This window comes from Methylophilus sp. 13 (assembly GCF_015354335.1).
GTDB lineage: Bacteria > Pseudomonadota > Gammaproteobacteria > Burkholderiales > Methylophilaceae > Methylophilus > Methylophilus glucosoxydans.
Genome location: NZ_JADKYR010000002.1, coordinates 646,336 through 661,147 on the forward strand (window position 1 = coordinate 646,336; position 14,812 = coordinate 661,147).

The following is a 14,812-nucleotide window of genomic DNA, read 5'->3' on the forward strand; positions in this document are numbered from 1 at the left end:
CAGCTTTCCCCGAGCATATACTAGGAGAGTTCGCTCATGCAATCACTACGTTAATTGACGTAGAGCATTGCTGAGAAATGTGTTGAGTTGACCAAATCGCAAACATGACTCTTGAGATGCCATGTCATACAAGATCAAAATAAAGCTACTCTCAACAGAATATATTTGAGAGTATTTAATTAATCAGTAAAAGAATTAGGAAATGTAATTCATGAGATTGCTGACTTATAGCTATATTAGGTTTTATTAGAATATTCAGTGAAAAATATATCTCTCTGAAGCCATTAAGTAAAAATACAAACTAACCAACAAAATATCCTTTTCAAAAAGTGAAGGGTATCGTTCAAGAAATATACCGAATTTTAATGGGTGAAAGTCAAAGAAATGATTGTGTACTCAGCGACAAAAAGAAAATTTCTAGAAGACGTCAGATCAAATAACATTGCTGAAATAATCGAGAGCGAGGTATTAAGAAAACTGAATAGAAACTCCCCTAGAAATGAGAGATTGTCCTGGGAAAACTCTCTGCAATATATGTCTCAAATCTTATGGGACGAAGATATACCATCTTCCGCAGGAGTAGCTATTGAATACAATCTACCCATGACTAACAGACGGGTAGACTTCATTCTTACGGGCAAAGATTCAGAACACAATGACACAGCCATTATTGTTGAGCTTAAACAGTGGCAGGAAGTAGAAAAAACAAACAAAGACGCTATCGTTAAAACGTGGTTGCAGCGAGGAGAGGTAGAAACAAATCACCCGTCTTATCAAGCATGGTCATATGCGGCGCTAATCGAAGACTATAACGAAACAGTTCGTAAAGAGTCCATTCGTTTGCAACCATGCGCCTATCTACACAACCTCAGATCGAGATCAGTTATAGATGATCCTTTTTATTCGAGCCATACAGAAAAAGCCCCAGTATTTGTATCGCAAGATGCAATTAAGCTTTCTGAGTTTCTCAAGCGCTATGTAAAGTATGGTGATAGCAATAACATCATGTATCGCATCGAACATGGTGTTATCAAACCATCAAAAAATTTGGCTGATGCTTTAGCTTCGATGTTGTCAGGTAATTCAGAGTTTTTGATGATTGATGAGCAAAAGTTGGTCTATGAAACCGCTCTGGATTTAGCGCACAAAGCTCAGCACGGTAAGAAGCAAACGTTGATAGTAAAAGGTGGGCCAGGCACAGGTAAATCCGTAGTTGCTATCAATTTATTAGGCGAGCTTACAAATCGCGAAATGCTCGTGCAGTATGTTTCAAAAAATGCAGCCCCTCGTGCAGTATTCAAGGAAAAGCTGACAGGTTCTAAAAAGAAAACTCAAATTGATCAAATGTTCAAAGGCTCTGGCGCTTATATCGAAGTGGAGCAGAATCAATTTGCAGCATTAATCATTGACGAGGCTCATCGACTTAATGAAAAGTCGGGGCTTTACAGCAATCTTGGTGAGAACCAAATCAAAGAGCTCATAGAGGCATCAAAGTTTAATGTTTTTTTCATTGACGAAGCTCAAAGAGTAACTTTAAGTGATATTGGCACCATTAACGAGATAAAGCTTTGGGCGAGTAAACTTGGCTCTACTGTTACTGAACTCGAACTAGTTTCTCAATTTAGATGCAATGGTTCCGATGGCTATCTGGCATGGGTTGATAACAGTCTACAAATTAGAGAAACAGCTAATCCCACGCTTGAAGATATTGATTACGAAGTCAAAGTATTTGATGACCCTAATCAATTAAGAGCAGCCATTTTTGATAAAAATAGAGCTTCTAATAAAGCTCGTTTAGTAGCTGGGTATTGTTGGGATTGGGCGAGCAAAAAAGATAAATCAGCTTTCGATATTATTATTCCAGAGTTTAGTTTCAAAGCTCAATGGAATTTAGACGAAGATGGAAGTTTATGGTTGATAGCTGAGCATTCAGTAGAGCAAATCGGGTGCATTCATACTTGCCAAGGATTAGAGCTTGATTACGTGGGTGTGATTATTGGTAATGACTTTGTCATCCGTGATGGGGTTGCAATAACAGATGCCGGAAAACGTTCTTCAAACGACAAGTCGATACGTGGCTATAAAACCCTATTAAAAAATGAACCCAATAAAGCCAAACAACTAACTAGCGAAATCATAAAGAACACTTATCGAACATTAATGACGCGAGGGCAAAAGGGTTGTTTTATCTTTTGTACTGACAAAGAAACACGAGAGTACTTTAAACAAATAGCAGATCGACAAAATCAAGTTAAAGATGATTTAACTACAGAATATCCTGGTTTGGATTTAAACGTTGTTCCATTTGAGCAAGCGAACCCCTTTAAAACGCACGTTCCAATTTATGACTTGCAAGCTGCGGCTGGTGGATTTAGTGACTTTCAAACAATCGAAGGTTGTCAGTGGGTCGAGTTACCAAGCCACATCAATGTTAGCGAAGGTATGTTTGTAATGCAGGTTATTGGCGAGTCAATGAATCGCCGCATACCTAATGGTTCATGGTGTTTGTTTAAAGCGAATCCGGGTGGCACTCGAAATGGAAAAGTTGTCCTTGTTCAGCATCGAGAAATTGAAGACCCTGATCATGGCGGTGAATACACTGTTAAGGTCTATCAAAGTGAAAAAACATTTGAAGATGGAATAGCCATAAATTCTCGAATATTATTAAAACCAGACACTACTGCTTTTGGATATAAACCAATGATATTTAATGATGGATCAGAAAGTTTGCTAGTACTAGGTGAGTTTTTAGCAGTAATTTAATAGCACTAATTTTTCGCGGTGAACTAATCGAAGCGAGGTGTTAAATTGAAAATAAGCCAACGACTTGATTTACGAAAAACTCGAATCGATGGGATCGGTTTTGATTGATGGCAAGGATGTATCGGAAATGAAGAGGAATGCAGATATGAGAAAAGGCGCATGAATTACTCGATATATGGCGGTGTGGCCGTTGATTTTGATCCATTTTAATATATACTTAAAATATATACTTCAAAGGTGGCAATGATGAAAACAGCTAAACTTTTTCAAAATGGTCAAAGCCAGGCGGTACGTTTGCCTAAAGAGTTTAGGTTTGACGGCGATGAGGTGTTTATCAAGCGATCGGGCAATGCGGTAGTATTGATTCCCGCCAACCACTCTTGGGATGCCTTATTTAGTAGCTTAGACCAATTTAGCGATGATTTTATGTCTGAGCGTGCCCAGCCAGAACAGCAAAACCGCGAGGATTTGTTTTAATGAAGTTGATGCTGGATACCAATATCTGTATTGCAATTATCAAGCAGAAGCCGCCTGCTGTTTTGCAGCAGTTTGAGGCGTATCAAATTGGCGATATTGGCATCTCGACTGTCACTTTGGCTGAGTTGCGTTATGGTGTGGCGAAAAGCCAACAGCGTGAAGCGAACCAAGCAGCGCTAGATGCGTTTGTACTGCCGCTGGAAATAGCCGATTTTGACGAAGCGGCTACACTGTATTATGGGTCTTTACGTGCCAGCTTGGAAAAACAAGGCACACCCATTGGACCGCTGGACACCATGATTGCGGCACATGCTTTGAGCTTGGATGTGACGCTGGTGACTAATAACACTAAAGAGTTTGCGCGGGTGGATAGGCTGAAATTAGCAGATTGGCTCAATCAATAAACCATTTAGTTAGCCATTGGTGAACATGCGTTGTTTAAATGCCGCGGCATCAAACGGTTGTGGCTCACCACTGTTTTCGCCTTCAATCAATGCTTTTCTGAGGTCTTCAACTTGGACTGTGCGCTCTTGCTCTTTGCGGATCAGGTCCCGGATATATTCGCTGTCGTTGGTATACTGACCGCTTTCAATTTGCGCTTTAATCCAGCTATTTTTCTGGGCGGTCAAGGTGATGGTTTTGCGAACGAGTGCCATAACTAAACCTTTTCACTTTTCAAGCTCACGCCGCTTGTAACTGCGGCACTTCAAGATTAATTTTTTCGCTTAACGTGTTTTCAGCAATTTTTAAATCGTAGGCGGTTTGCAGGTTTAACCAAAACTGCGGGGTGGTATTAAAAAACCTTGCCAGCCTGAGGGCGGTATCCGCCGTGATGCCTCTTTTTTCGCGCACAATATCGTTGATGCGTGGCGCGGGTACTCGCAACTGCATTGCCAGCGCGTGCGGGGTCATGCCCAGGGGAGCCAAAAACTCTTCGCGAAGAATCTCACCTGCATGGATGGGCCTTAATTTACTTGGTGTCATCATTGCTCCTATTTGCGGTAATCCACAATTTCAACATCCGTTACCCCTGAACGAATGCAGTCTTCTATCTCTGTAGCATAGCATTTTGCGGATATGCGCAAAATGGATTATCCCTAGATTACCCCTCCACCGCTATTACTCACAACCGCTGCCAACTCTTCCGCAAACACCGCTAATGCCCTAGCCTCCAGTTGCAGTATTTTTTGCGTAAGTGCCGGGTTATCTACAGGTAAAAAAGAAGCACCGCCCAAATCGCTCAACACGACCTTTTCAGGCCCCCACAAAATATTATGCGCGTATAAATCGCCGTGCATGAGGCCATGGGCATGTAGATGCTCTGCGGCTTGCGTGATGCCTTTTAAAATAAATTCGGCTTGTTGTGGCGTGAGTGTTAAGTCATCCGCGTAGACATCGCGTGTGCAGCTTTCATAGCTGGGGGGCTTTGCCAGCACTTTTAAATGGGCGTCGAGTAGCGGCATGACCAAGCCATCAACGCCTTGCGGGTGATTGTGTATCACGCCTTTAACGCCGACTAAATTGGGGTGCTCGCCGGCTAGCATATTGGCATGCATTTCACAGCGTGGCAGGCCGTCGCTGGTGAGGCCACTCTTGAAGAGTTTTACTGCCACAGACTCTGGCATGTTTTTGTTTTGCATTAACGCCTGGTAGGTAACGCCAGAGGCACCTTCACCTAAGACCTGTTGCAGCGTGAGGGTTTGCCAATCGATATGCTGCATGGGATGTTGGCTGATTAACGCTTGCTCGATGGTGTTACAAAACGGGTTGCCAGCATAGGCGAGCCAGGTGAGTTTGGGTAGGTCAAATAAAAATTCGGGCAAGGTCTCAAACTGGTTGGCAGAAATCCGCAATAACTCTAAGCCGTGGCAATTTGCCAGGCTGGCGGGCAAGCTGCTGAGCTGGTTACCTGCCAGCATGAGTTTTTGCAGTTTGCTGCACTCGCCCAAGGCATGAGGCACCCTACTTAATGCGTTATCAGTGACGATAAACCAGCGTAAGGTGTGGGTGGGGATGGCGGCTTCCGGGATGTGTTTGATCTGGTTGGCTTTAAAACCAATCATGCTTAGGTTCTCGCATTGCCCCAACACCTCCGGTAGGTGCGTAAACTGGTTGTTTGAGCAAAACAAAATGCGCAGTTTTTTCAAGCGATTGAGATCACTGGGCAAATCAGTCAGCGCATTGCCGGACAAATCCAGAATTTCGAGGCTATCAGCTAACTCGAAAATCTCAGCGGGGAATTGCGTTAACTGCGCACTTAATTTGAGCTGTTTGGCCCCTTGAAGTTTGCCTGCCTTGAGTTGAGCGAGGGTGTCGTCGGGCGCTGGGGTGGGTGTCATCACAGTCTATGTGTTTTTTTGATGCGCTATGTTACTTCAATTACTCTGCATGCAAGGCGAACTGAGTGTCTAGAAGCAAAAATAAAAGCCAGCAGTGACGCTGACTTTTATTGTGCATGAGACAATTAGGAACCCCGCTGAATACGTGCAGCACCTTATCGGGGTATACCCTACTACGACGCTACGCCAACATCCAGACAGCGCCCAAGCCCAGCATCAAGCCGCCCAGTAATTGCGTGGCTTTTTGCAGTTGCGGATTGGTCTGGCGGCCCAATACCCAGCCTAAGCCATGCAGTACAGCGGTTGCCAACACCATGCCCGCCAGGCCTGACCATTGGTTGCCGATTTCCATGCCATGCAAATAACCGTGCGCCGCAGCGGCGATGCTGACAACGCCAATTTGTACGGCGCGGTTTACTGTTACATTGCTCACCAGTAACAAGCCCATGACCACCACACTGGCCGCCACCAGGGTTTCAGCCAATGCGACTGGCAGCCAAGCCATTGCCAGTGAAGCCGACAAGGCCATCACAGTCACAAACAGCACAGGCAACTGCCAACCTTGCGCGGCCGGACGGCGTGCTGCCCAGATCCCCAGCGCGAACATTACCAGCAGATGATCCCAGCCACTGAATGGATGCATGAAGCCAGCGGCAAAGCCAGATTCCAGGCCGTGGCCGGGATGGGCAACCGCGCTGGTTGAAGCTGCGAGCGCACCTAAAAATAAAAGAATATTTTTTTTCATTGAATCTTCTCCAAACGAATTACATTGCGATGAGTCTGTCTTGCACCCACCATTTTTCACTTCGATTTCAACCCTAAAATTGGCAATGCGCGTTTGTGGCAAGCCGTATCGGCGCAGACAGTACACAGGAGTACGGCAAGCTGATACAACACCGCCACGGACGCGTAGCATTTGCTTGATTAAAGCATCAGGCCTTGTTTTTCGATGAACCTGACAATTTCTTCTAATCCCTGCCCCGTCTTCAGGTTGCTGAAAATAAACGGTTTCTCGCCGCGCATCTTCTTGGCGTCACGGTCCATCACTTCGAGCGAGGCACCCACCATAGGCGCCAGGTCTATCTTGTTGATCACGAGCAAATCAGATTTGGTAATACCGGGGCCACCTTTGCGCGGGATTTTCTCCCCGGCGGCGACATCAATCACGTAAATCGTCAAATCAGACAATTCGGGGCTGAAGGTGGCGGCCAGGTTATCGCCACCGCTTTCGACAAACACGATATCCAGCGTCTGAAAACGTTTGCTCAGTTGCATCACCGCTTCGAGGTTCATGGAGGCGTCTTCGCGGATGGCGGTGTGCGGGCAGCCACCGGTTTCGACGCCGATGATGCGTTCTGGCACCAGCGCTTCGTTGCGGGTTAAAAATTCGGCATCTTCTTTGGTATAAATATCGTTGGTGACCACGGCAATGTTATATACCTCGCGCAAACGCTGGCAGAGCGCCAGGGTCAGCGCGGTTTTGCCGGAGCCCACCGGGCCACCAATGCCCACGCGCAGCGGCTCTTTGAACTCGGTGACTTCAGGCATGGGGCTATCAAATTGGGTATGTATTTTCATCATGGGTTAAACGCTCTTCAACAAACAGGTTATGACCTGAACAAACGGCTGTACTGGGTCTCGTGCAAACAGCCCGCGATACTCAGCAATGGGTTAAAGTTACTCACCTCTTCATCTTGCAGGGCCATCGCGCTGGCGACCACTTGCGGCAATTGTTCACCTAGCGCCAGTAAAATGGTCTGCCCGGCCACTTGGCCCAGCGGCACGGTTTTCATGGCGGCGCTGGCCTGATTTTCACACCAGCCCCAGGCGTAGCCATGCAACATATGCTCAGGCGCAATCTGCCAGTGTTGGGCGATGGCGGCATACATTGTGGGAAATGCCGGGCTCGTCAGGGTGTTGAGTTTTGCCACCAACGCAGGTGGCGTGTCTTTGAGCTCGGACAGCAGGCGACGCAGTGAATAGCCCATTTGTCGGGTTTCAGCATAGCCTTCGGCGGTATCGCGGCCCGCCTGGTAAAAATCATCCCACGCCTGCACTTGCGCCAGGTCATCGGCTTGCCAGGCTTGATACAAGCGGTAGAGCACCGGCAACTCGAAGCGCGCCTGATACACCTGCAAGCTATCGCCTATCCAGGCTTGTGCGCTCGGCACATCCTTGACCTGGCCGGATTCAATCGCCCACTCCAGCCCCTGCGAGTAACAATAGGCCCCCACAGGGAGCAACGGGCTGGCCAGCTGCAGCAAGCGACTGAGGGCCAGACTCGCGTTTAATGGGCTGACACTCATTCGCTGCCCTGCCCGCTTTTCACGCGTGGGCGCAACGCTTGCAAACTGTCCTCATCATGGCCATGCCGGTGACCGCCACCATAGGCCCCGGCCTCCGGCTCAAACGGCGCATGGACTTCACTCACTTGCATACCCAGCCCAAGCAACATGTCACGTAACACATAATCTTGCTCCAGCCGCAGCCAGCCATCGCCAATTTGCAGTGGCACATGGCGGTTGCCCAGATGATAGGCGGCGCGCATCAAGTCGCGCGGCGTCGGTGCAATGACGTTATACACCGGCTCCTGCGCCGCCACGATCTGCACCACCACACTGCCGTCTTCAGACTGGATCAAATCACCCCCGCGCAGAATCAGGCCGCGCGATAAAAACAGCGCCGCTTCACGGCCAGAAGCCAAGGTCACGCGCAAACGGCTTTTCTGGCGCTGGTCAAACGGCAGCTCCAGCGTGTCGTCAATATGGCCACTGAGGGCAATGCGTTCGGTTAAATGAATCATTTTTTAATTTCAATCACAATCAATGTGCCCGCACAGCCCATGATTAAAACAAGAAGTACCGCTGCGCCATTGGCAGCACTTCTGCCGGTTCACACACCAGCGGCATACCATCCGCCAGCACTTCATAGGTTTCCGGGTCCACGTCTATCTTGGGCATCCAGGTGTTATGCACCATGTCCGCTTTTTTGACGTCGCGCGTGCCTTTGACCGCCACCAATGGTTTTTGCAAACCGAGCGCCTTAATTTCGGGGTTCTCCAGCGCGGCTTGCGAGACAAAGGTCAGGGCGGTTTTGAGGCCGCCGCCATAGGCACCAAACATAGGGCGGTAATGCACGGGCTGTGGCGTCGGGATAGAGGCGTTAGGATCGCCCATCGCAGCCGCGGCAATCATGCCCCCCTTGATAATGGTAAATGGCTTCACGCCAAAGAAGGCGGGTTTCCACACCACCAGGTCAGCCAGCTTGCCGACCTCGATCGAGCCGACCACATGACTGATACCATGTGTCAGCGCCGGGTTGATGGTGTATTTGGCGATATAGCGTTTGACGCGGAAGTTGTCGTTGCCCGCCGCATCTTCAGCCAATGGCCCGCGCTGGATTTTCATTTTGTGCGCAGTTTGCCAGGTGCGGATAATCACTTCACCGACACGGCCCATGGCTTGCGAGTCGGATGACATCATGGAAAATGCGCCCAGGTCATGAAAAATATCTTCGGCAGCGATGGTCTCACGACGGATACGACTTTCGGCAAAGGCAATATCCTCGGCAATCGCCGGGTCCAGATGGTGACACACCATGAGCATATCCAGATGCTCATCTATAGTGTTGACGGTAAATGGCCGCGTCGGGTTTGTAGAGGATGGCAGCACATTGGGTTGGCTGGCCGCTTTGATAATATCTGGCGCATGACCACCGCCTGCCCCTTCGGTATGAAAGGTATGGATGGTGCGACCCTTGAACGCGCCTATGGTGGTCTCGACAAAGCCGGACTCATTCAGGGTATCGGAGTGGATCGCAACCTGGATATCCATTTCATCCGCCACACTCAGGCAGTTATCAATCGCGGCGGGCGTAGTGCCCCAGTCTTCATGCAACTTGAGGCCAATGACCCCTGCGCGCACCTGCTCTCTGAGCGGTTCAGGCAGGCTGGCATTGCCCTTGCCTAAAAAGCCCAGGTTCATGGGGAAAGCATCGGCTGACTGCAACATACGGTGAATGTGCCAGGGGCCGGGCGTACAGGTAGTCGCAAAGGTGCCAGTCGCAGGCCCGGTGCCGCCGCCTATCATGGTGGTGACGCCAGACATCAGGGCTTCTTCAATCTGTTGCGGGCAAATAAAGTGGATATGGGTATCAATGCCGCCGGCCGTGATGATCATGCCTTCGCCGGCAATCACCTCGGTGCCCGCGCCTATGGCAATGGTCACGCCGGGCTGGATATCCGGGTTGCCGGCTTTGCCGATGGCAGAAATATAACCGCCCTTGATGCCGATGTCGGCCTTGACGATGCCCCAGTGGTCGATAATCAACGCGTTGGTGATGACGGTATCTGCCACTTCGGCGGCCAGCCCCTGGCCTTGGCCCATGCCGTCACGGATGACTTTGCCGCCACCAAACTTGACCTCTTCACCATAAATCGTGAAATCCTGTTCGACTTCTACCCACAGCTCGGTGTCGGCCAGCCTGACCTTGTCACCCACGGTGGGGCCAAACATTTCCGCGTATGCGCGTTTATCCATTTTCACTGTCATTGCTACTCCCTACTTTAAGGCGCCCATTACGCGGCCAGCAAAGCCATACACTTTGCGCGCACCCGCCAGTTTGACCAATTGCACGGTACGGGTCTGTCCCGGCTCAAACCGCACCGCAGTGCCCGCCGCAATATTCAGGCGATAGCCATAGGCCAGCGAACGATCAAACGACAAGGCATCGTTGGTTTCATAAAAATGGTAATGCGACCCGACCTGTATCGGCCGGTCGCCTGTATTGGCCACATCCAGCGTGACCGTTTCACGCCCAACATTTAATTCGATGTCGCCTGCTGCGACCTGCATTTCGCCGGGAATCATATGCTTTCCTCGTTTTTAATATGCATTCTTAATACCTTTTTTTTACCGCCGATACACGCAGATAAACGCCGATATTTTGTGCATCCGGTTTCGACAGAGTGTTTACATAAATCCACCACTCCAAAACCAGTGCTGGCCAAAGATGATATTGATTTTATCGGCGTGCATCGGCGTTTATCGGCGGTTTAATTTTTTGTATCTATTAGGGAATCGGATGATGCACCGTCACCAGCTTGGTACCGTCTGGGAAGGTGGCTTCGATTTGTATATCCGGGATCATTTCCGGCACACCTTCCATCACCTCATCCCGTGATAACAGCGTGGTGCCGTAGCTCATCAGCTCGGCCACCGTTTTACCGTCACGCGCGCCCTCCATAATCGCTGCGGAAATAAACGCCACCGCCTCAGGATAATTCAGTTTCAAGCCACGCGCCTTGCGCCGTTCAGCCAGCAAGGCCGCGGTAAATATCAATAACTTGTCTTTTTCTCTGGGAGTTAATTCCATAGGATTGTTCTCTGACTATATTTTTGTGCACGCAGCTTATGTATTCCAAATCCGCGGTCTGACTGCGTCTCTTTGATAATACCATGGCCGCAGTAACTGCCAGCACTGCTCAAAATACTGCCTGGCCTGCTGTGAAGCCTGGCCAACATAACGGATACATAACACCTCTGGCAAGGCGGTCACGCCAGTATTGGCATCAGGCAAAGTAATCTCGCGACAAGCATGCAGCACCTCTGCGGGCACGGCCCCGGCACACACCAGAAAAGTACCGAACACCACCGACCCACCCAGGCCGACAGGACTGCATTTTAAGCGGTCATTGGCGTGCATGCGGGCACGCTCATTCCAGATCAAGCGGCCATCGCGACGGATGCGCTGATTGAGCTGATAGGCGCCGGTCTGCCAGCGTTCCTGCTGCGCCTGACGGCCCAAACAGACGATGTCCCACGTCGCAAGGGTGGCATCGCCCGCCAGATCAATCTCGGCATTAAAGCCAACTTCGGCGGCATCAAACAGGATATTTTCTTGCGGCAGCCACTCGAGGCCACTGCCGGACGCCAGCTGAAAATGCAGCGTTTGTGTAGCCATCGTGCCATTGGCCTTATACCACTTGCCAGCGCCGGGGGTGGTCAGCAAGGCGTTTGCGCCCTCCCCCACGTGCACTTGCAAATGCAGCGCATCGCCCCCCGCCACCCCGCCAGGCGGATGCACAATGACGGCATGGCAAATGGCTTCGCCTTCAGGATGCAGGCTTTTTTGCACCACCAACGGGCCTTTATGTAAGCGGTGTGCCAGGTAAGAACGTGCTTCACGTTTGGCAAAGCCAAGCTCTAATCGAGCTTGCCAGTGTTTTGTTGCGATCGTTTGCGCTAGCGATGGTGGCGTATGCTTTAAATCATCCATAACGGCATCATGCCACAGTCAAATCAGGAATATTACTTTTTAATGCTTGCCACAGAGGACACAGCACACAGAGGAACGGCAAATTCGTTTTGCTCTGTGGACGCCGTGTCCTCTGTGGCTAAAAAAGCACTTATACAGACAAATAACTTTTTACCTTAGCTGCATCCACGTTGTCGCGCGTATCCTCATGGATAAAACGGCCTTTATCAATGACGATAATACGGTCTGCCACTTCCATGGTGAAGCTCAACACCTGCTCGGAGACGATGATGGTGATTTCACGCATTTTGCGGATTTCGTTGAGCACCTTGGCGATGTCCTTGATGATGGACGGTTGAATCCCTTCGGTCGGCTCATCCAGCAGTAATACTTTTGGATTGGTCACCAGCGCGCGGGCAATCGCCAATTGCTGCTGCTGACCACCGGACAGGTTACCGCCCTTGCGTTTACGCATTTCATGCAACACCGGGAACAACGCGAAAATATCATCCGGGATCTCGCCTGAAGCCGATTTTTCGAGACCGGTTTCGATGTTTTCCTGTACGGTCATGTTCGGAAAAATCCAGCGGCCTTGTGGCACATAGGCAAGCCCCTTCATGACGCGTTCATGGGTAGCTGAGCCTTGCAGATCTACCCCATCAACGGTGGCTTTGCTGGCTTTGCTTGGCAAAATGCCCATCAGTGATTTGAACAGCGTGGTTTTGCCCATGCCGTTGCGGCCCATGATGGCCAGTGTTTCGTTTTTGTTGGCTTTGAAATTCAGGCCATGAATGACCTGACTTTGGCCATAACTCACCTGCAAATTTTCAATTTCAAACATGCTGTGCTCCTTGAATGGCCTAATCCAATTAATGTCCTAAATACACTTCGATGACTTTTTCGTCTGCCTGGACTTTCTCCATCGGCCCCTCGGCGAGGATTTTGCCCTGATGCAGTACTGTCACCTTGTGCGCAATTTTCTTCACAAACTCCATATCGTGCTCGATCACAATCACCGAGCGGTTCTGGCAGATGCGGTTGAGCAAATCGGCGGTCTGGTCGCGCTCCTTGGCGCTCATGCCTGCCACAGGTTCATCCAGCATCAACAGCTCAGGCTCTTGCATGAGCAACATGCCGATTTCCAGCCATTGTTTCTGGCCGTGACTGAGCAAGGCAGATTCCATCTCAAGAAACTCGGTCAACATGATGTCTGCCGCCACTTTGCGTACACGGTCTTCCACCTCTTGTGTCCGTTTGAAGGTCAGGCTGCCAAACACGCCGCGGCCTTTGGGGTAAGACACTTCCAGGTTTTGATAAACCGTGAGGTTTTCATAAATGGACGGGTTCTGAAACTTGCGGCCGACGCCGGAACGCACAATTTCGTGCTCGGACAGCTTGGTCAACTCAGTGTTTTTAAACTTGATTGAACCGGCTGTAGATTTGGTTTTACCGCAAATCAGGTCCAGTACCGTGGTCTTGCCGGCGCCGTTAGGCCCCACCAGCACACGCAGTTCGTTTTTGTCGATATACATGGTGAGGCTATCCACCGCTTTAAAGCCATCGAAGGAGACGGTCAGGTCTTCTACTGCCAAGACGAAGTCGGTATTACTCATGCTTCTGCTCCTCTCATTTTATTGCTTTCGATCGCGGACGGCTGATCAGTGCTGGCCGCCGCTTTCTTACGTGATGTTTTCTTGACGCCCGCTTCGGTAGAGGTTACGGCGCCCGTGGTTGAAGATTCGGTAAGTACTGCTTGTGCTTCTACCTCAGAAGTACTTACCTCAGGCTTTTTTGCGTCAGCCTTGTCTTTGAACCAGCCATATTTGGTCGCCAGGTTGTCCCAGATACCAGCCAGGCCATTCGGGAAGAACATCACCACAGAGATAAACAGGCCACCCATGAGGAACAACCACAACTCTGGATAGGTCTCTGAAAACACGGTTTTACCATAGTTAACCAGCAAGGTGCCATATACGGCGCCAATCAGCGAGGCACGCCCACCCACGGCACAGAAAATCACCATTTCAATCGAAGGCACAATGCCGACAAAGGACGGTGACATAAAGCCCACTTGCAAGGTAAACATTGCACCACCAACGGCAGACATCATCGCCGCCAGGCAGAAGATAAAGATTTTAAAGTTGGAAACGTCGTAACCAGAGAAACGCACCCGCTCTTCTTTGTCGCGCATGGCTAGCAACAACATACCGAACTTGCTGCTCATGATGTATTTGGACAGGAAGATCGCCCCGAACAGCAACAAACCATTCACGTAGTACAGGATATATTTGGCAGAATCGGTGCGAATATCCCAGCCCAACATGGTACGCAGGTCTGTCATGCCGTTCACACCACCGGTATAGCCTTGCTGACCAACAATCAGGATACTCAGGATCAGGGCAATCGCTTGCGTGATGATGGAGAAATACACCCCACCCACACGACGCTTGAACATGGCATAACCGATGATGTAGGCAAAGATGGCTGGCACGGTGAGTACAGCAATCAGCGTGAAGGGTAAGCTTTTGAACGGCTCCCAGAACCATGGCAAGGCCGTGAGCTGGTTCCAGTCCATAAAGTCAGGAATGCCTGGCGTAGACTGGATTTTAGTGGTTTCTGGATCGGACGCTTCCAGCTTGAGGAACATCGCCATCGCATAGCCCCCCAGACCGAAGAAGATGCCCTGGCCCAGACTCAAAATACCGCCATGCCCCCATAACATCACCAGGCCAACGGCGACAAAGGCGTAGGTCAGGTATTTACCAATCAGGTTCAGGCGGAAAATATCTACCCCCAGTGGCAACACGACGAAGATCAGGGCGGCCAGCGCAGCCAGGCCGATCACGCCTTCCTTACCACCCAGTACAGGACTGGCTTTCATTTTTTCCCATAATGTCATCAAAAATCTCCTCTATTGATGCGTTGATTCTAGTGCGACAGATACAAAGTACTAATACGTCTATTTACTTATGGCAACG

At 49.8% G+C, this 14,812-nt stretch carries 17 protein-coding genes; 3 read left to right on the forward strand and 14 right to left on the reverse strand.

What is annotated here, in order from left to right; translation table 11 throughout:
- Positions 1-369: 369 nt before the first annotated feature.
- The 3 genes from INP77_RS07350 (at position 370) to INP77_RS07360 (ending at position 3,644) form a co-directional block, all read left to right on the forward strand.
- Positions 370-2,763, forward strand: coding sequence for a DNA/RNA helicase domain-containing protein (locus INP77_RS07350; RefSeq protein ID WP_368667925.1), 2,394 nt, complete (start codon positions 370-372; stop codon positions 2,761-2,763).
- A gap of 246 nt (positions 2,764-3,009) precedes the next feature.
- Positions 3,010-3,240, forward strand: coding sequence for an antitoxin (locus INP77_RS07355; protein WP_194748354.1), 231 nt, complete (start codon positions 3,010-3,012; stop codon positions 3,238-3,240).
- Positions 3,240-3,644, forward strand: coding sequence for a type II toxin-antitoxin system VapC family toxin (locus tag INP77_RS07360; RefSeq protein WP_194748355.1), 405 nt, complete (start codon positions 3,240-3,242; stop codon positions 3,642-3,644). The genes INP77_RS07355 and INP77_RS07360 overlap by 1 nt, the downstream gene beginning before the upstream one ends.
- A gap of 9 nt (positions 3,645-3,653) precedes the next feature.
- On the opposite strand, the gene INP77_RS07365 is transcribed toward INP77_RS07360, so the two are convergent.
- The 14 genes from INP77_RS07365 to urtC all read right to left on the reverse strand — a co-directional run bounded on the left by INP77_RS07365 (position 3,654) and on the right by urtC (position 14,733).
- On the reverse strand, positions 3,654-3,896 hold the full coding sequence (locus INP77_RS07365) for a type II toxin-antitoxin system ParD family antitoxin (protein ID WP_194748356.1): 243 nt from the start codon (positions 3,894-3,896) through the stop codon (positions 3,654-3,656).
- A gap of 25 nt (positions 3,897-3,921) precedes the next feature.
- Entirely contained in the window at positions 3,922-4,224 is a 303-nt protein-coding gene (locus INP77_RS07370) for a HigA family addiction module antitoxin (protein WP_194748357.1), read from the reverse strand.
- Between the two features lie 113 nt (positions 4,225-4,337).
- Complete coding sequence (locus INP77_RS07375) at positions 4,338-5,579, reverse strand: leucine-rich repeat-containing protein kinase family protein (RefSeq protein ID WP_194748358.1); 1,242 nt, start codon at positions 5,577-5,579, stop codon at positions 4,338-4,340.
- A 181-nt stretch (positions 5,580-5,760) separates the two neighbouring features.
- Complete coding sequence (locus INP77_RS07380) at positions 5,761-6,324, reverse strand: HupE/UreJ family protein (protein ID WP_194748359.1); 564 nt, start codon at positions 6,322-6,324, stop codon at positions 5,761-5,763.
- A 179-nt stretch (positions 6,325-6,503) separates the two neighbouring features.
- The gene (ureG, locus tag INP77_RS07385; protein WP_194748484.1) at positions 6,504-7,157 is read right to left on the reverse strand and encodes an urease accessory protein UreG; all 654 of its coding nucleotides are present in this window, start codon (positions 7,155-7,157) and stop codon (positions 6,504-6,506) included.
- 29 nt (positions 7,158-7,186) lie between these two features.
- Positions 7,187-7,885 carry an urease accessory protein UreF gene (locus INP77_RS07390; protein ID WP_194748360.1) on the reverse strand — a complete coding sequence of 233 codons (699 nt, stop codon included), beginning with the start codon at positions 7,883-7,885 and terminating at the stop codon, positions 7,187-7,189.
- Entirely contained in the window at positions 7,882-8,382 is a 501-nt protein-coding gene (gene ureE, locus INP77_RS07395) for an urease accessory protein UreE (RefSeq protein WP_194748361.1), read from the reverse strand. The genes INP77_RS07390 and ureE overlap by 4 nt, the downstream gene beginning before the upstream one ends.
- A 43-nt stretch (positions 8,383-8,425) precedes the next feature.
- Entirely contained in the window at positions 8,426-10,129 is a 1,704-nt protein-coding gene (ureC, locus tag INP77_RS07400; RefSeq protein ID WP_194748362.1) for an urease subunit alpha, read from the reverse strand.
- Positions 10,130-10,138: 9 nt separating this feature from the next.
- Positions 10,139-10,447, reverse strand: a complete 309-nt coding sequence (locus INP77_RS07405) for an urease subunit beta (protein WP_194748363.1) — start codon at positions 10,445-10,447, stop codon at positions 10,139-10,141.
- Positions 10,448-10,649: 202 nt separating this feature from the next.
- Positions 10,650-10,952: an urease subunit gamma gene (ureA, locus tag INP77_RS07410; RefSeq protein WP_194748364.1), complete on the reverse strand. Its 303-nt coding sequence runs from the start codon at positions 10,950-10,952 to the stop codon at positions 10,650-10,652.
- A gap of 36 nt (positions 10,953-10,988) precedes the next feature.
- Positions 10,989-11,855 (reverse strand): urease accessory protein UreD, encoded by an 867-nt coding sequence (locus INP77_RS07415; RefSeq protein WP_194748365.1) that lies wholly within the window; start codon positions 11,853-11,855, stop codon positions 10,989-10,991.
- Positions 11,856-11,985: 130 nt separating this feature from the next.
- Positions 11,986-12,675: an urea ABC transporter ATP-binding subunit UrtE gene (gene urtE, locus INP77_RS07420; RefSeq protein ID WP_194748366.1), complete on the reverse strand. Its 690-nt coding sequence runs from the start codon at positions 12,673-12,675 to the stop codon at positions 11,986-11,988.
- A 28-nt stretch (positions 12,676-12,703) separates the two neighbouring features.
- Positions 12,704-13,447 carry an urea ABC transporter ATP-binding protein UrtD gene (gene urtD / locus INP77_RS07425; RefSeq protein WP_194748367.1) on the reverse strand — a complete coding sequence of 248 codons (744 nt, stop codon included), beginning with the start codon at positions 13,445-13,447 and terminating at the stop codon, positions 12,704-12,706.
- Complete coding sequence (gene urtC / locus INP77_RS07430; RefSeq protein ID WP_194748368.1) at positions 13,444-14,733, reverse strand: urea ABC transporter permease subunit UrtC; 1,290 nt, start codon at positions 14,731-14,733, stop codon at positions 13,444-13,446. Before urtC ends, urtD begins: the two co-directional genes overlap by 4 nt.
- Between the last annotated feature and the right edge of the window lie 79 nt (positions 14,734-14,812).